The following is a 16,456-nucleotide window of genomic DNA, read 5'->3' on the forward strand; positions in this document are numbered from 1 at the left end:
GGCGAGCGAACGCCCGCCAGGACGCCGGCGCGAGCGCAGGGCCGGCCCGGTCGGGTCCTTGGAGTCGCGGCACGCCGACGACGCCGGGCAGATTGTCGGCGACCTCGACACAGTTGCCGCCGCCGGAGCCACTGCGGGTGGACGTGCGCCAGACAGCGCCGATCAGGTCCATGACGTCACCACTTCCTTCATCAGATCCAGTGACTGGCGGCGGGGCAGCGCCTCGCTGCGCACCATCTCCCACCGCGACATGAGCGTATCCACGTCGTCGTCCCGATCCACGACGACCCCGCCGAGCTGGTTCTCCATCTCGGCCACCCACTTGTGGTCGGGCAGGCGCGCCAGGCTGAACGGCCCGGTCAGGCCGACGTGCATGCTGACCTCGTCCGGCAGCACGTGCACACTGACGTTCGGCTGCTCCGCCAGCGCGGTCAACTGCTTGACCTGCCCCGCCATGATGTCGCGGAAGTCAGCGGTGGCGCGGCGGAACACCGCCTCGGCGATGACCGCGACGACGTGCGGGGCGGGCGTCTTCGTGAGGATCGCCTGCCGGTCGATCCGGTGGGCGAGCCGCTTCTCCACCTCGTCGTCGCTCAGCGTCTCGTTGCAGCGGATGACGGCTCGGGCGTAGTTCTCGGTCTGTAGCAGACCGGGCACCAGGGACGGCTGCCAGGACCTGAGTTGCGTCGCCGTACGCTCGGCGTCGAGCCACGGCAGGAACCAGGCCGGGGCGCCGAGCTTGCCCACCATGCGCTCGAACAGCCCGCCGTTCTTGAACGCCCGGTCGGCGCCCTTGATGAAGTCCATCGTCAACGCCCGCGTCTCGCTCTCCACGGCGCTGACGTGTGAGGCGCTGAAGCCCGCGCCCCGGCCGAAAGCCTCCTGGGTCATCCCGGAGGTCCCTCGGGCGCGCCGGATCTCGCCCACGATGAACGCGGCGAGCGGATGTGGCAGATCGGCCATTCAGTGCTCCCAAACCGGAAGATCAACGATCGACCCCGCCACCCGGCGTCGATCGTGTCGCCGAACCGGCGAACACCTGCCGAGCGTAGTTCCCTCCACAACAGAACGTCACGAACGGCGCGGCCCTGTGGCAGATCCCGCCAGGCGGTGGCGTTCGCACCGGTGCCGGTGTCTCACGGGCCAACCCACCCCGCTCCCCGAATCTGAGCAGATCTTGGACAGTTTCCGTTAGCTGCTAACGGAAACTGTCCAAGATCTAGAGAGCGCGCCCCTGATTCGGCGCGACTGCGAGGGGTGCAGCGACAGGGACAGCGGACAAGCGCCGAATCCTCGACCTGCTGGAGCGGGAGCGCCGCAAAGCGGCATGCGGGCAGCCGGATGGGCTGACGAGAAAGGCACGCACGCCAGTAGGCCAGCGGGCGACCGGGGTCACCGGAACTGTCCAAGATCTGGTGGCATGGTTGTGGGTCCGAGTGAGAGCTTTTCGGGATGCTGCCCGCCGATGACGCCGACGCGCTCGACTGGCTCGCCTTCGAGCAGGCGGGCGTTCTGACCACCGCGCAGGTGTCCGGCCTACTCAGCGAGGGGGCGGTACGGGGCCGGATTCGCTCGGGACGATGGCGGTCGATCTGCCGAGGCGTCGTGCTGACTGGCAACGGCCGGCTCACCCGTGACCAGCAACTGTGGGTGGCGGTGCTGGTCGCCGGACCGGGGTCGATGCTGGCCGGGGTGACTGCCGCCGCCGAAGCCGGGGTGCGCGGTCTGCGTCGGGAGCCGCTGCACGTGCTGGTACCGGCGGCCCGCAGGGCGGCGCGGACGACGCTGCGTAACCTCCCGATCGACATGCCCGCGGTGCTGGTGCATCGCACGTCGGTGTTGCCGGATTCGCACCGGCAACTCGCCCGGCCGCCGCGCACCACGACGGCCAGGGCGCTGGTTGACGCGGCCGGGTGGGCGGTCGGTGTGGACGAGGCGCAGGGGCTGCTGGCGGCCGGTTGCCAGCAGCGCCGGGTGCTGCCGGAGGAGTTGCGGGCGGTGCTCGACGTCCTGCCCCGGGCACCGCGCCGGCACCTGATCGGGCAAGCGATCGGCGACATCGCGGGCGGCGCGCAGGCGCTCTCCGAGATCGACTTTGTCCGGCTGTGCCGACTGCACCGGCTGCCCGTACCCGATCTTCAGGAGCACCGCGTCGACGCGGCGGGTCGCAACCGCTGGCTGGACGCGTACTGGCGGGAGTGGCGGGTGCAGGTGGAGATCGACGGCGCGCACCACATGGACGCCCGGCAGTGGGCGGCGACATGCGTCGGCAGAACGACGTCTGGACCAGTGGCGACCGGATCCTGCGCTTTCCGGCCTGGCTGGTCCGTACCCGCCCGGAGGAGGTCGCCGACACCGTCCGCCGCGCCCTCGTCGCCGCCGGCTGGACCCCCCGCCCCATCCGTCGACCAGCACAGACGTGAATCTTGGACAGTTTCCGTTAGCTGCCAACGGAAACTGTCCAAGATCTGAACACCGCGCCGACCGCCGGGGCGACACGCTGCAGCGCCGGGGCTCAACCGCGCGGCGCGTAGCCGTGCCACGTCGACGACGAGGGGCCGTTCGGGGTGTCCGATCGCAGCGCAACCTCGGGCTTCGGACGGTCGGGCGAGCACGGTGTCGGTCAGCAGGCCGGGCGCGGTGAGCCGGCTACGGTTCGCCGCCGACGCCGGTAGACGCCTCACCGTCGAGGTGTCCTCAGCGAGCGTCCCGGACCGGTGCGGGATCCTGACGGTCAGCGGGCTTGGACGGCGACCCGGTGGGCGGTGGCTGCGTCATCGGCGGCGTCGGGCGGTTCGAGGTGGGCCCACTGCCGAAGAGCGGCGGGTACGTTCTCGTGCTCGACCCGTGGGCGGACGAGACCGGCTCGGCCACCGTCACCGTCCGCCAGACCGGCTGAGCGGGCCGCCGCCAGACCGGCTGAGCGGGCCGCCGGCTGGCCCGGGGCACGGGCCAGCCGCGCTGGCGTCAGCCGGTGGCGCAGACGACGCCGTTGAGGGTGAACGCGGTGGGCAGCACGTTCGGCCCGCTGTACGCGCCGACGAAGCCGGCGCTCACCGTCCCGCCGACGGCGATCTGCCGGTTGTCGTCGGTGGGGGTGACCTTGACGGCGGTGCCGTCCTGCTCCCAGGTGGCGCTCCAGCCGCTGCTCACCTGCTGCCAGCCGGTGGGCCAGGTCCAGGTGAGCGTCCAGCCGGTGAGCGGGCGCGTCCCGGTGTTGGTGATCTCCACGCCACCGATGTAGCCGTTGCCCCAGTCGTTGGCGGCGGTGAAGCGGACGGTGCAGGTGCTTTCGGTCGGGCTCCCGGTGGCGAAGGTGAGCGGTGGGGAGGCCCAGGAGACCCGTCCGGCGCTGTCCCGGGCCAGCATGTTGACGGTGTACCTGCTGCCCGGCACGAGGTTGCCGACCGTGAACGAGGTGGTCGTCGTCTCACCGAGCTGCTCGCTGACCGCGCCGTTCTGCCGGTGCACCTCGTACTTGGCGATCGGGCTGCGGCCCGGGGTGGCCGCCGGCCAGGTGATCGTCGCGGCGCGGTCGGTGACGCCGCTCGCGGTGGGCTGGCCGGGTGCCGTGGGCGCTCCGGCGGTCGCGCCGGACGGGTGCAGCACGAGCGTGGTCAACGAGTACGCCGGCAGCGTCCGGCTGGTCGCCGAGCCGGACTGGCTGGTGGCGATGCCGGTGGCCCCGTTGCTGAGGGTGGCGACCGTCGGCGCGGCGGCCGACGGGGTGAACCCGGCGTAGTCGATGGCCACCTGGTGGGCGTTGTCCGGGTCCTTGTTCACCAGCAGCACGGCGAGGTCACCGTTGCCCCGGCGGACGGCGTGCGCGGTGACCAGGGGTTCGTCGGTGCCGGCCCGGACGAACTGGTCGCCGGGCGTCGCGAAGAGCTTCATCATGCTCAACGCGTGGTACGGCGCGAAGGGCGTGTTCAGCGGCGGTTCGCAGACCGCGCCGTCCTCGGTGCAGGTGCCGCTGGAGAGCATGCCGAAGTCGTTGTAGTCGGTCTGCCCGGCGACCTGGGACACCGCGCCGATCCCGTTGTGCACGTTCCACCAGTGCGCGGTGAAGACACCGTTGGCCAGCAGCGTGCTGTACGCGTCGGCCAGGAAGAGCGCCGCCGGCTGGGTGTTGCGTCCGGCGTCGACGTTCAGCTCGGTGAAGCTGATGCCGATCCGGTCGGCGTTCGCGCCGGCGTACCGGCTGAGCTGCTGGCGCAGCAGGTAGGTGGCGTCGGGGATGTGGTTGACGCGGGCCAGCGACTCGGCGGCGGTGCCGCCCGGGTACCAGTGCACGTCCACGAAGTCGATCTTCGGACCGGCGATGGAAAGCACTGTCTGGTTCCACGGACCCGGGTCGCTGCCGGCGGTGATCCCGTCCGGCCAGTTGCCCGGCATGGTCAGCACCGCGCCGACCTTGATGCTCGGGTCGACCGCCTTCATCGCGTCGGCGTACTCGACGACCAGCCGCGCGTACTGCGTGGCGCTCTTGTCCGGGTGGTCGTCCGCCTCCCACGCGGACCCGTAGTGGCCGTTGCCGTAGTTCTCGTTGCCGACCGTCCAGTACCGCGCGCCGTAGCCCTTGGTGACGTTGGCGTACCGCACCCAGTCCGCGGCCTCGGCCGGGGTGCCGGTGCCGTAGTTCGCGATGATCATGGGTTCCGCGCCGGCCCGCCGGACCGCCGCCATGAAGGTGTCGAAGTCGGTTCCCGGGGCGACGTAGCCGCCGGGCGCGGTGTGGTCCCGCCAGTGGTAGATGTCGGCGTAGGAGCCGCCGGGGTAGCGCATCATCCGCACACCTGCGTCGCGCAGCAGGTCCGACGTCTCGGCGCTGCCCAGGTGCTGGTCCCAGATGGCGTGGTTGACGCCGAGCGCGGTGTCGGGCACGGTCGCCATCGCCGCGCGGGCGTTGACGGTCACCGTGACCGGGTCGGGGGCCGCGCCGGCGGTCGGGGGGTTGAGGCCGGACAACGCGGTTGCGGCGAGCACCAGGCTCGCCAGCAGGGAGCCGCGTCTCTTCTTGATCTGCATGGGCGGGGGTTCCTCACCGGGGATGGGTGGACGCACCGCTCTCACGGCTCGTCGCTCGGGTCACCGTCCCCCCGGGTCCGTACCGGACCCTGGCTGCCCACTGGACGGGCGTCAGCCCCACGCGCGGCTGGTCATCGACGCCCAAGAATGTCATGGGCGGATCGGGTCTTCAAGGGCGTCACGCGTCGTCGCCCTCGTTCCGGCCGCCACGACGACCACCGCGCTGACCGCGGACCGCTGCGGCGGCCACCAGCGTGAGGACCGCGGCGGCCAGTTGGAGCGCGGCGCCCAGCAGGTCGACCAGGCTGGAGATGGCGTTGACGTCTGGCGCAAGGTCCATGAGCGGCCTCCGGGTTCGTGCCCACCGTCCGCTTCCTGCGGAAGGCCCTCCCCCGGGCTCGGCGGTGACCACCAGAGCGCCACCGCCATTGTGGCACCCCTGTCCCACAGAGGGAAAGGTGCGCACGTTACGGCTTGACGAACGGAATGTTATCGCTCACAGTCGATGCGAGGCGCGCCTCCGAGTCCACCACTCAGGACAAGAGGATCCGCTCGATGAGACGAAGGATCGCACTGCTGGCCGCCGCGATGGCGACCGCCCTGGCGACGATGACGGCAGTGGTAACGGCCGCCACCCCGGCGTCGGCCGCGACGCTCACCCAGGTCACCAACTTCGGCACCAACCCGACAAACCTTCAGATGCACCTGTACGTGCCGGACCGGGTCGCGGCCCAGCCCGCGCTGCTCCTCGCGCTGCACTACTGCACCGGCAGCGGCCCGGCGGTGCACTCCGGCTTCGGGCTCAGCCAGCTCGCCGACCGCTACGGCTTCATCGTGATCTACCCGTCGGTGACCCGGAGCAGCAAGTGCTGGGACGCCTCCTCGCCGCAGGCACTCCGGCGCGACGGTGGCAGCGACCCGATCGGGCTCAAGTCCATGGTCGACTACGTCCGGAGCCGCTACCCGGTCGACGCGAACCGGATCGGCGTGGGCGGGTTCTCCTCCGGCGCCATGATGACGAACGTCATGCTCGGCCTCTACCCGGACCTGTTCCACGCCGGGTTCAGCTCCTCCGGGGTCCCGTTCGGCTGCTTCGCCACCACCAACGGCTCGGAGTGGAACAGCGAGTGCTCCGGCGGGCGGATCGTGAAGACCGCACAGCAGTGGGGTGACCTGGTCCGCAACGCCTACCCCGGCTACACCGGGAAGCGTCCCCGGGTGCAGACCTGGCACGGCACCACGGACACCACGCTGAGCTACGTCAACTTCGGTGAGCAGATCAAGCAGTGGACCAACATCCACGGCGTCTCACCGACCCCCAGCTACACCGACTCGCCGCAGGCCAGCGCCACCCGCACCCGCTGCGTGATCATCTGGACCTGCGGCGGTGGCGCCAACCAACAGTGGAACGTCAACTCCGATGGCACGATCACCGGAGTGCAGTCCGGCCTGTGCCTCTCCCCCAGTGCCGCCGGCACCGCCAACGGCACCCAGGTGGTGCTCTCCATCTGCACCGGCGGAAACAGCCAGAAGTGGGCCCGCGGCTGAGCCGGTGAACGCCCGAGCCGCCCGACGCGGCTCGACTCAGGGCGCGGGCCGGCCACGGCCCCCGCCCCTGAGTCGTCGCCGGCTGCCGCGGCACGTCGACGGCGGGCCAGCCGACCGGCGAGCGCCAGCAGCAGCACCGCCTCGGCGACCAGCACGGTGACCGCCCAGCCGGGCCCGATCCAGCGGGTCAACGAGTCGTACCAGAACCGGACCAGCAAGGTCAGCATGGTCACCGCGAACACCGCCGACGCCACGCCGTACCCGGTGTAGATCAGCCGTTCCCGTCGGCGGTAGCCGGCGGTCGCGCCCCGGCCGCCGCGCAGCAGCCGACCCCAGAAGCGGTACGTGTCGGCCCGCAGGTCGGCGAGGTTGAGCGCGTGACTCAGCATGTGGTAGCCGTCCAGCCGCAGGAACGGCACCAGGTTGAGCCCGGCGGTCGCGGTGCCGAACAGCAGCATCGTCCCGGACAGGTCGTACAGCGCGCCGGGCCCGCCCCAGACCCGGATCGCGGCGAACGGCACCAGGGCCAGCATGCTGACGAAGACGCCGGCGAACGCGGTGGCCACCCGACGCCGGGGGGTGAACAGCACGATGTCGTCGACCTTGCAGTACGGCGCCAGCAGCGGAAACCGCCACATCACCCCGATCTCACTGACCCGCCCCCCGAAGTGTCGGCAGGTCAGCCCGTGCGCGCACTCGTGCAGGAAGACGATCAGCCAGGTGATCACCACGGCGGCCAGGATCGCGGCGAGCGGACGGTGCCCGCCACCCACCCCGGCCAGCAGGCCCGGCAGGTGCGTCAGCACGTACCCGGTCACGGCGAGCACGGCCAACAGGGCGGGCACCAGGAACCACCAGCTGAACAGCGCTCCGACCCGGGGAAGCACCCGGGTGAAGAGCGCGTCCGGGTCGAAGAGCGGCCACCGGGCGGACAGTGGTCCGCGCCGGGCCTTCGCCGCGCCCTCGGCGGCGGACGCGGTCAGCCGGGCGATCGTCTCCGGGTCGGTGGCCCCGTCGAGCAGTTGCCGGCGGTGCAGCATGCCGAAGAGCTGCTGCCAGTTCTCCGGCCCGAGCCGCCGCTGGTAGGTAGCGGCGTACTCGGCGGCGATGTCGTCGAGGGAGCGGGTGCCGTCCATCCGGGAGAGCAGGAAGTGCTCCCGTGGACCAACCCGGTAGAACCAGCCGGTCTCGGCGTCCCGGACGTGGTGCACGAGCTTCTCCCCCCGCCACTGCCCGGGGCCGAGCGCCACCCCGTCGCGCAGTCGGGGGCGGGCCCAGGTCGCGTCGACGGTGGTCATCGCGCGCCGGCCGGGGCCTCGTCGAGCACTGCGGCGCGGATCAGGTACGACAGGTAGATCTCGTCCAGGATGCTCACCCCGAGCCGGTTGTTGGTCATGTGCACGTACGAGCTGAGCAGGATGGGCAGCGCGGCGTCCAGGTCCACGACCGGCGTGGGTTCGCCGCCGCCGCGTTGGAAGAGCAGCTCACCGCCCTCGGCGAGAGCCACCACCCGCTCCCGCAGCGCGGCGCAGTGCGTCAACCAGCGACCCTCGACACCACCCAGCCGGGCGGCCGACCGGTCGCGGGCCGCGGCGCGGATGTCGGCGAGCCGGCCGCGCAGCGCCGCGTCCATCCTCCGGTAGCTGGTGTCGAAGCTGGCGTGGTAGTCGTCGCTGGGCTCCGAGTAGGAGACCTCCCAGAACCTGCGGTACTCGTCGAGGAACCCGGCGATCCGCTGGTCGTCGTCGAGGAAGACGGCACACATCATCATGGTGAGCTGGGCGGAGAGCCCGAGCAGCACCGGCCGGACGTGCACGTTGGTGGTGGCCAGCAGGTCGAGCACCACGTCGCTGGAGTGCTCGAAGTGCCACTCGGCGAGGTCGATCCCGGCGGATCCGCCGTAGCGGCCGTACTCCCGCTCGTACGGGATGTGGTGGAAGCTGTTGTTGGCCCGCATCGGCATGATGCCGTCCGGGCCGTACTCCTCGTCCCACCGCTGCTGGCCGTACTCGGCGAGGTACATCTGCTTGTACAGGTCACCGAGGCCCGCGCTGTCCACCTCGTAGAGGGCCGGCCGGCGGGCCAGGAACGCCGCGATGGCCGCGTCCACCCGGGCCGGACCACCGCCGGGTCGACGCCGGGCGCGGGCAGCACCCGCAGGCGCACGTGCGGCCCCTCCATCCAGTACTTGATGAAGAAGTACCGGCTGATCAGGCCCTCGGCGCGCAGCTCGTCGACGAGTGGCCGGACGCCCTCGACGAGCATCGGGTTGGCGTTGCTGGCGTAGAAGACGTGCACGCTCAGCCAGCCGTGGGCGACCGGCGAAGGATAGTCAGTCATCGTTCACTCCGTCTCGGACCCCGTTGAGTTCGACAGTCAGCTCGGTGACGTACGTGCCGGCGGCGCCGTGCACCAGCTGCTCGTCCCGGCCCGGCAGCATCTCGGTGAGCACGAGTCGACTGCCGGCGCCACGCACCGTCGCGTCGAGCAGTTGCAGCGAGAAGTGGCTGTCGAAGTCCACGTAGAGCGGCTTGTGGTCCGGGCGGCTCGCGGGCTGGGCGCCGGCGTCCGCGCCCGCCGGGACGAGCCGGCTGCCTCCGGGGTGGCGAAGACCCGCCTCGGCAGCCCGTTGTCGCGCCGCCACCGCTGCCAGGACAGGAACCACCCGGCGTCGCTCTGCTCCGGCGTACGGGTCGGCAGGTGGTCCGGGTGCAGCTTCCACATCCGCCGTTGCAGCACCAGGTCGCCGTGCACGATGCGCGGATAGCCGGCGATGCCCCGACCGGGCAGCGGCACTGTCGTGCCGGCCCACAGGTCGGGCTGGGCCATGCCGAGGTAGGCGAAGGTGAGCAGCACCTGCTGCACCTCCGGCAGCGCCATCGGCAGCAGGAACCCGAGGTAGACCGGGATGACCTCGGCGTCGAGACGCCGCGAGCGCAGCAGCAGCCGGTCACCGACCGGATCGTGTTCGACGCTGAGGTCGTCCATGCCGATCTGCTCGGCCGCCGGCCGGTGGCTGATCTCCCCCGGGCAGACCAGTTCGTAGGGGGTGACGGCGGGATGCAGGTTGAGGTTGGTGGCGTCGTACCCGCCCTTGAGTCGGCGAGCACCGCGCCGGGCGGCTGGAGCCGCAGCAGTTCGGCGCGCAGCGCACCGGCGAGGTCCTGCTCGGCGAAGAGGTGCGCGAAGCGGGAGAAGAGCAGTGTCATCCCGGAGTAGACCCGGTTGACCACCACCCGGTGCCGGTCGCCCTGGTCGGCGAGCTGCAGGAAGAAGGACCGCGGGTCGAGCGTGCCGAGCGTCTGCGGCACCAGGGCGGCGACGTCGGCCATGAACGAGTCGTCGAGCACCAGCTCCTCGGCGTCGGCGGGCAGCCTGTCGTACGCCTCGTTCATCCGCCGGGCCACCTCCAGGCGGGCGTCGTCGAGCGCGGTGATCTCGTCCTGCCGGAACCAGTTCTCCTGCCGGACGTAGCGGTTGTCCTCGTCGAACGGGCGGCGGCGCATCATCCGGCCGCTGTAGTGCTCGAAGAAGTCCTGGTGGAACTCGTGGGCGAAGGTGAGCAGGTCGTCGCAGCGGCCGCCGTCGCCGTAGCGGGCCCGGAAGAAGCCCTTGGTGGCCAGCCGGCGGGGCAGGTTGATGTCGAACACCGGCATGATCTGGGCGAGCGCCCGCAGGCCGGGCAGGATCTCCCGCTGCCACCGGATCCGGTCGGCGGTGACCGGGGTGTCGGTGTGCCGGGTGGCGTCCTCGTAGAGCAGGGTGCGCGGGGCCGGGATGTCGGGTCGGCCGAGGTCGGCGTGGGCGGCGACGAGTTCGTCGCGGATCCCGTTCAGCGCTCGGCGGCGGCCCGGCACGTCCCGCGTCGGGTAGCCGGTGGCCAACTGGTTGGCCCTGGCCACCCGCCCGGCGAGCCGGTCGGACCAGTCCCTGCCGATCTGGCGCAGCGCGGCCCGGTAACCCTCGACCGGGTCGTCGGCGTGGATGTCCAGTTGCAGGTTCGGCACCACCAGCAGACCGACCCGCAGCAGGTGGTGCAGGTACTGGGCGATCTCGTCGGCGGGCCGCTCGTCGGTGCTCAGCTCGGTGACCAGGTCGGCCATCCGGCGTACCCGGCCACCGTCGAGGGCGGCCAGGATGTCGTGCAGCACCCGACCGGTGGGGAGCACGAACAGCGACTCGTGGATCGACTCCAGGGTGATGGCGGCCTCGCCGTCCTCCGAGCTGGTCCGGCGGCGGCGCAGGTAGCGCAGCCGGCCGTGGGCGATGCGCCAGCCGGTGGTCAGCGTCACCGGCAGGTCGGCGCGGAGCGTCTGGTCGGCGAGGACGATGGCCGACAGCCGGCCCAGCGCGGCGAGGTTGAGCCGGGCGCTGCCGCGCGTCGCCGCCGCGGTCTGGTCGGTGCCCGGCACGACCCGCAGCAGTTCCCCGGAGCCCGCCTCGAAGGTGCCCACGTTCACAGTGGTCAGTCGGCTGAACGGGCTGGTCTTCGCGGCGGTGCGGTAGGCGTACTCCAGCAGGGACCGCTCGATGCGGCGGGCCCGCTTGCCGAGCGGTCCGCTGCCGGTGACGTAGCCGGCGAGGTAGGAGTCCAGCGACGGCGAGGCGAGCAGGATGCCGCCGCGCAGGTCGGGGTCGTCGGCGAGGGCTCGCAGCACCGCCCGCCGCCCGCCAGCTCGTCGTCGAAGAGCGTCGGGCCGGCGGCCACCTCCGCCTGGTACGCCGCGAAGGTCGCCAGCCACCGGGTCAGCTCCCGGTGGGTGCCAGCGCCCAGCGCCTCGACGGCCAGGCGGCCGGGTCGGGCGGGCGGGGCGCGCGGAGGTTGAAGACGTCCCGGCGCAACCGGATCAGCCGCTGCCGCAGCCCGTCGTCGGTCAGGTTCCGGGCCACCGCGCTCTGCAGGGCGTCGGCCAGCTCCCGTCCGGTGCTGCGGAGCCGGTCCTCCAGGTCCAGCACCCGGCGGGCCCAGGCGGCGCTGCGGTCGAAGGCGAGCCGGTCGGCGACCTCGATCGGCAGTCCGGCGGTGCGCAGCATGAACACCCCGGGCATCCGCCAGGAGATCGGGGTCGCCGGTCGTGCGGGCAGGGACACCGTCACGGGTCTCTCCTTTGTCGGGTCGGGGCCGTCACAGCCGGTACGTCACGTCGGCGCTGGTCTGCGGGTGTCGCCCGAGCAGGAGGAAGAGCACTGTGCGCTCGTCGGTGCCGTCCAGCCCGAGGGCGGTGTTCATGGCGACGTTGTCGAAGCCGAGGACCGCGCCGCAGCCGAGGTCCTGCGCGCTGGCCGCGCAGTAGGCCCGCTGGGCGACGGTGCCGACCTCGGCGTTGAGGATCCGGTAACCACGCGGCCCGAACACGTCGAGGACCGCGTCGGGGCGTCCGGAGATGGCCAGCACCGCGCCGACCTGGCCCATCGTGTAGTTGGTGAGGAAGTACTGCTGTTGCAGGAACGCGGCCATCCCACCGTCGGGCTCGGGGCCGGCCGGCAGCAGCGCGTGTCGCCGCTCGCAGTAGGCGTAGCTGCCGCCCGGCAGCCCGTCCACGTGGTTGGCGAAGACCCACAGCCGGGTCAGCTCCGGCCCGCCGCCCTGTCGTTTGACGTCCGCCGGGTAGCGGCGACCGGCCGCGGCGAACGCGAGGGTGGTGCCGAGTTCGGCGGCGGTCAGGTCGGGCGGGCGGCGGAACCGGCCGAAACTGCTGTTCCGCCCGCCGATCACCGTCGACAATGGACGGTCCAGCCGGTCGAGCTGCGCGGCGGGCAGGGAGACCGGTGCGCCGGGCAGGTCCCGGGGCGCGGCGTCGCCGACGGTGTCCGGGGCGGGGCCGTGCGGGCCGCCGCCGCGCGGTGCACTGCGGTCACCGTGGGAAACTCCCGGACCCGCCGGGACCGCTCGAAGGCGGGATACCGGGCCCGCACCTCGGCCTCCACCGCCGCCGGGCGGGCCGCACCGGCACCGAAGTCCACGGGTACGACAGCGAAGACGCTCTCCGCGTCGCCGTCGAGGTCGAGCAGCCGGTCCAGCGGCGCCGGGTCGAAGCAGAGCAACCGCCGCACTGGTACGCCCAGCGCCGGCGCCAGCAGGTCCCAGGAGCCGAGCAGCGCGCCGAGGTCCTGGGTGACCACGTGGTAGCAGAAGCTGTTGTACTTGAACGAGTTCTTCCAGAACCGGATGCTGGCCAGCAGGTAGCTGCCACCGGCGTCGGCGTCGGCGTCGAGGGCGGCGCGGACACTGCCGGTGAGGTCGCCGGCCAGCAGCCGTTCCAGCACGTGCGCGCCGGTGTGGTAGTGGTAGACGCCGGGCAGCAGCGGCCCGTCGGCCCCCGCCACCAGGTACAGCTCCACCGGATACATCCCACCGCCGGACGCCGTGCCCCGGCCCCACACCGCGTGCTCGAAGTGCGCCCGCTTGGCGACGTCCTGGTTCCAGTTGACCGCCAACCGCCGGTCCAGCACCCCGTACGACAGGCGCAGCAGCGCGGCCAGGCTGGTCAGCGACCACCCGGAGGTCGGCGGCGGGTGCGCGCCGGTGTGCAGGTCACGCAGGGTCGGCAGCTCGGGCACCGCGACGGGCAGCGGCAATCGGGGGGCGTCCGGGTAACTCTTGTGCCGGGACGGCTGGTCGACCCAGTCCACCTCGTAGTTGAGCGGCTCCATCGGGGTTCGGGCCCGCCGGAACACCGCCTCGGTGTACTCCCGGACGACCTCGACGGCCTCCTGCTGCATGGCGCTGCTCCTACGGGAAGGGATGGGGATGGGGGTTGCGGCCGGTGGCGCCGAGCCCGTCCGGGCCGGGTCGGCCCCGGGCCAGGAACCGGTCCAGGCGCTCACTCCAGAGCACCCGTTGCCGCTGCCAACCGAAATCGATCGGCACCAGGGCCGGCGCCACCACGGCTGTCGTGTGCACCCCGGCCACAAGCTGCTCGGGGCAGGTCTGGTCGACCGCCACGACGTCGCCGCCGAGGCCGGCGATCAGGCCGGCGAGGTACGACATGTCGGCGCGCAGGTCGTCGTGCTCGGGCCGGACGGCGAGCCAGTCGCCGTACAGCTCGGACATGGACCGCAGCGGTGGGTCGTCGAAGAGGAACGCCGCGTGCCGCGCCATCTCCGGCAGCCCGTAGAGCAGGGCGTGGTGGCTCAGCTCGGTGACCCGGGTGTAGTCGCGGATCATCTCCCGCAGCTCGGGTTCGCTGGCGGCGACCCGCTCGTCGAAGCCGGGCACGTAGGAAGCGGTCTCGCAGAGCGCCGCGCGCACCGCGTCGTCCGGGTCGAGGCTGGCCCCGGCGGCGAAGCAGAGCTGCCCGAGCCCGCCGCCGCGCTTGACGGCGACCGCCGTGACCACCGGGATGGGCAGATCCGCACGGGTGTCGAAGAGCCGGACGTCGTAGCCGAGCAGGTCGACCCGGTCGAGCATGAAGTGCACCCGCTCGTCGCGGCAGGTGCTCGGATCGATCTCGGCCAGCCGGGCCCGGCCGTACCAGGCGAGCAGGAACGCGTCCCGTTCGACAAGTTCCAGCATGCCGTGCAGCATCGCCTCCTCCGGGCAACTGCCACTGGCGCAGCCGTTCGAGCACTCCTGGACGAACTTGCGCTGGTCGGTGCGGCGATCCAGGTAGTACACGAGTTGTTCGGGGACGAGGCGGGGCTCTTCGTCGCGCAGCGACCACCCCCACACCCAGTGCATCGGCTCGTCCGGGGAGTACGGCGCGTAGTAGCGCCCGTGACCCTGGTAGAACGCCGGGTGGTAGCCCAGGCCGGACGGGTCGAGCGCCGCCGGGGCGAGGTTGGCGTAGCTGTCGAACACCTCGGTGCGCCTGGTCCGCGGGAACTGGCCGGCGTACCGCTCCAGGCCCTCCAGCAGCGCGTACGTCTCGCTGCCGCCGTAGCTGTTGGCGTGCCCGCTCCACCACATCTCGTGCAGGTCGTAGCGGCTGCGGACCCGGAAGTAACCGGTCACCGGCGCGGTGGCGGTGGCGTTGTACGCCCGCAGCGCGTTGCCGCCCAACGCGCCGGCGACCGGGTTGGCCAGCGCCGCGACCGGCAGGTCCAGTTCGTCGGCCGCCCGCAGCCGGTAGGACGTCGGGGCGGGCTTCGGCCGGCGGGTGAGCGTGGGCACGGCCGCCTCGGCGGTGTCCGGCTGGCTGGTGGCGCAGGCCGGGCATTCCGAGTCCGCCAGCACCTGCACCACAGTGCTCTCCAGGGTGTCCATCCGCAGCTGGTGCAGCCGGGCCACGCCGGGGCGGTCGGTCTGGGTGCGACAGGCCTGCCGGAACAGCTGCCACAGCGCGTCGACGGCGAACGGGGTCAGGTGCGGCAGGGGCCCCACCACCCCGACCGGCGCGGCGTGCTCCAGGGCGTGCCGCTCGTCCCGGAGCCGGATCGCCTGCCAGCGACGTTGGACGCAGAGCGGACAGGGCCCGGGTAGCCGCCCGGGTTCGGTGGCCCCGGCCCAGCGGGGCCCGACCAGCGCGACCGCGCCGTGCAGCCAGATCGGCACCACGTCACCGGTCAGGCCCGCACCGGTGTCGACGTACGCGTCGGTGAGGCCCAGCGCGGCGATGCGTACGGTCAGCCCGGCGGGTGGCGGCTCGTCCGGAGGCGGCCGGCCCGGTCCTGGAGTCGCTCGTGGAAAGCCTCGCCGAGCTGTTTGAGACTGCTGTCCCACCCGGTGGAGGTGGTCCGGACGTCGACGATCATGCGGTTCACCTGTCTGCGGTCGCTGCGGTCTGGGAGTCGGGACCGGGGTTCCCCGCCGACATGGCTCGCCGGCGGGGACGGTCGCGGCGGCTATCCGCCGCCGCATCCGGTGCTCGTGCTGCTGCTGCAGCAGCTGGACGTGCTGCAACTGCAGCAGCTGGAGCAGGAACAGCTGGAGCTGGACCAGTCCATGACCATCGCGTCGATCGCGTCGACGTCCTCGATCTCGAACGTCTCCGTTTCCAACGCGCGGAGTTCCTCAGTCAGATCCGGCATTCCTCTACCTCCCCTCGGGCATACCCGGGCCTCGACGCCGTCCGGCCGTCCGGAGCGGCCGGGTGGCGCCAAGGGTCAGCTGGTGGTCTCTGGGTGGCGCGGCTCGCCACGGACCGATCGGGACAGAGCGGCGGATGCCAGGGGTCGGGTCACGGTCTCTCCAAGTGCCGCGGTCAGCGCCAGTCCTCGGTGGGTCTGCGTCCGCACCACCACGATGGAGCCAGCGGAGGCACGCAGGGGCTACTCGCCGGATGTCGGCCGGCGGCGGTTGGTGCGTTCGGACGCGACGTCCCACCGGGTGACTGGATTGCGTCTGCGTTCGGGGCTCAACCCCCGGTTACCCCGGTCAGCCGCAGCTGGACGTGCTGGTGCTGGTGCTGCAACAGCTCGACGTGCTGCAACTGCAGCAGCTTGAGCAGGAGCAGCTGGAGCTGGTGGCGGCGAGCGCCTCGCCGCCGTCCTCGACCTCCTCGATCTCGAAGGTCTCGGTCTCCAGCTCGCGGAGTTCGTCGTTGAGGGTGATCGGCATGTTTCACCTCCTCTCCCGGTGCGTGCCTCGTTCGGACCACTGGTGTGGTGGCTTCAGTCGGCCGGCTGGCCGTGGCGGCGCAGCAGAACCACGCCGCTGCGGAACGCCCCGCTGGCGCGTACGTCGCGGGTGGTGGTCTCGACCAGCAACGCGCTGATCCGCCGTTGGGCGAGCGCGGCCAGCACGGCTGCCCGGTCGGTGGCCTCGGCGGTTGGGCCCGCGTGGGTGGCGCCGCCGGTGATGGCGGCCGGGTCGAGGTCGGCGAGCAGCGGGTCCCCGAGGTCCGCGTCGGCCCCCTCGAAGTGCCGCACCTGAACCCGGCGACCAGGTCGCGGACCGCGGTGAGCCGGGCGGTGGCGGCGTCGAACCCGCCGGCGAGCC

General features: G+C 72.1%; 16 protein-coding genes and 2 pseudogenes. 3 read left to right on the top strand and 15 right to left on the bottom strand.

Features of this window, described 5'->3' with window-relative positions; translation table 11 throughout:
• Together JM949_RS23500 and JM949_RS23505 are read right to left on the bottom strand one after the other, a co-directional pair.
• Positions 1–172 (bottom strand): DUF397 domain-containing protein (locus tag JM949_RS23500; RefSeq protein ID WP_203150497.1); only part of this gene is annotated, 172 nt, incomplete at its 3' end.
• Complete coding sequence (locus JM949_RS23505; protein ID WP_203150498.1) at positions 163–963, bottom strand: helix-turn-helix domain-containing protein; 801 nt, start codon at positions 961–963, stop codon at positions 163–165. The genes JM949_RS23505 and JM949_RS23500, both read right to left, overlap by 10 nt.
• A gap of 489 nt (positions 964–1,452) precedes the next feature.
• Here JM949_RS23505 and JM949_RS23510 point away from each other — a divergent pair, with 489 nt between their 5' ends.
• Both JM949_RS23510 and JM949_RS23515 read left to right on the top strand, forming a co-directional pair.
• Positions 1,453–2,472 (top strand): hypothetical protein, encoded by a 1,020-nt coding sequence (locus tag JM949_RS23510; RefSeq protein ID WP_238433736.1) that lies wholly within the window; start codon positions 1,453–1,455, stop codon positions 2,470–2,472.
• A 271-nt stretch (positions 2,473–2,743) separates the two neighbouring features.
• The gene (locus JM949_RS23515; protein WP_203150499.1) at positions 2,744–2,899 is read left to right on the top strand and encodes a hypothetical protein; all 156 of its coding nucleotides are present in this window, start codon (positions 2,744–2,746) and stop codon (positions 2,897–2,899) included.
• A gap of 68 nt (positions 2,900–2,967) precedes the next feature.
• Here the strand turns inward: JM949_RS23515 and JM949_RS23520 are convergent, their stop codons facing one another.
• Positions 2,968–5,028, bottom strand: coding sequence for a cellulose binding domain-containing protein (locus JM949_RS23520; protein ID WP_203150500.1), 2,061 nt, complete (start codon positions 5,026–5,028; stop codon positions 2,968–2,970).
• 178 nt (positions 5,029–5,206) lie between these two features.
• Positions 5,207–5,368, bottom strand: a complete 162-nt coding sequence (locus JM949_RS23525; protein ID WP_203150501.1) for a hypothetical protein — start codon at positions 5,366–5,368, stop codon at positions 5,207–5,209.
• Between the two features lie 215 nt (positions 5,369–5,583).
• Between JM949_RS23525 and JM949_RS23530 the strand changes: the two genes are divergently transcribed.
• Positions 5,584–6,576, top strand: a complete 993-nt coding sequence (locus JM949_RS23530) for an extracellular catalytic domain type 1 short-chain-length polyhydroxyalkanoate depolymerase (protein ID WP_203150502.1) — start codon at positions 5,584–5,586, stop codon at positions 6,574–6,576.
• Positions 6,577–7,870: 1,294 nt separating this feature from the next.
• Here the strand turns inward: JM949_RS23530 and JM949_RS23535 are convergent.
• From JM949_RS23535 to JM949_RS23575, 11 genes and pseudogenes are all read right to left on the bottom strand, one after another.
• Positions 7,871–8,686: a lantibiotic dehydratase C-terminal domain-containing protein gene (locus JM949_RS23535; RefSeq protein WP_203150503.1), complete on the bottom strand. Its 816-nt coding sequence runs from the start codon at positions 8,684–8,686 to the stop codon at positions 7,871–7,873.
• Between the two features lie 89 nt (positions 8,687–8,775).
• A pseudogene (locus JM949_RS39905) lies at positions 8,776–8,916 on the bottom strand (thiopeptide-type bacteriocin biosynthesis protein); the annotation flags it as partial.
• Between the two features lie 36 nt (positions 8,917–8,952).
• Positions 8,953–9,642, bottom strand: a complete 690-nt coding sequence (locus JM949_RS39910; protein ID WP_407664808.1) for a lantibiotic dehydratase — start codon at positions 9,640–9,642, stop codon at positions 8,953–8,955.
• Between the two features lie 101 nt (positions 9,643–9,743).
• Positions 9,744–11,318: pseudogene (locus JM949_RS23540) on the bottom strand (lantibiotic dehydratase); the annotation flags it as partial.
• Positions 11,319–11,322: 4 nt separating this feature from the next.
• Positions 11,323–11,673, bottom strand: a complete 351-nt coding sequence (locus JM949_RS23545; RefSeq protein ID WP_203150504.1) for a hypothetical protein — start codon at positions 11,671–11,673, stop codon at positions 11,323–11,325.
• A gap of 28 nt (positions 11,674–11,701) precedes the next feature.
• Positions 11,702–12,292 carry a nitroreductase family protein gene (locus tag JM949_RS23550; RefSeq protein WP_203150505.1) on the bottom strand — a complete coding sequence of 197 codons (591 nt, stop codon included), beginning with the start codon at positions 12,290–12,292 and terminating at the stop codon, positions 11,702–11,704.
• Positions 12,289–13,299 carry a SagB family peptide dehydrogenase gene (locus tag JM949_RS23555; protein ID WP_203150506.1) on the bottom strand — a complete coding sequence of 337 codons (1,011 nt, stop codon included), beginning with the start codon at positions 13,297–13,299 and terminating at the stop codon, positions 12,289–12,291. The genes JM949_RS23550 and JM949_RS23555 overlap by 4 nt, the downstream gene beginning before the upstream one ends.
• 10 nt (positions 13,300–13,309) lie before the next feature.
• Positions 13,310–15,238: a TOMM precursor leader peptide-binding protein gene (locus tag JM949_RS23560; RefSeq protein ID WP_203150507.1), complete on the bottom strand. Its 1,929-nt coding sequence runs from the start codon at positions 15,236–15,238 to the stop codon at positions 13,310–13,312.
• A 122-nt stretch (positions 15,239–15,360) separates the two neighbouring features.
• Positions 15,361–15,546: a thiazolylpeptide-type bacteriocin gene (locus JM949_RS23565; protein WP_089021435.1), complete on the bottom strand. Its 186-nt coding sequence runs from the start codon at positions 15,544–15,546 to the stop codon at positions 15,361–15,363.
• A gap of 346 nt (positions 15,547–15,892) precedes the next feature.
• The gene (locus JM949_RS23570; RefSeq protein ID WP_046564715.1) at positions 15,893–16,075 is read right to left on the bottom strand and encodes a hypothetical protein; all 183 of its coding nucleotides are present in this window, start codon (positions 16,073–16,075) and stop codon (positions 15,893–15,895) included.
• A 53-nt stretch (positions 16,076–16,128) separates the two neighbouring features.
• On the bottom strand, positions 16,129–16,456 hold a 328-nt coding region (locus tag JM949_RS23575), incomplete at its 5' end, for a hypothetical protein (protein WP_238433739.1).

It is taken from the genome of Micromonospora tarensis (genome assembly GCF_016803395.1).
Taxonomy (GTDB): Bacteria; Actinomycetota; Actinomycetes; order Mycobacteriales; family Micromonosporaceae; genus Micromonospora; species Micromonospora tarensis.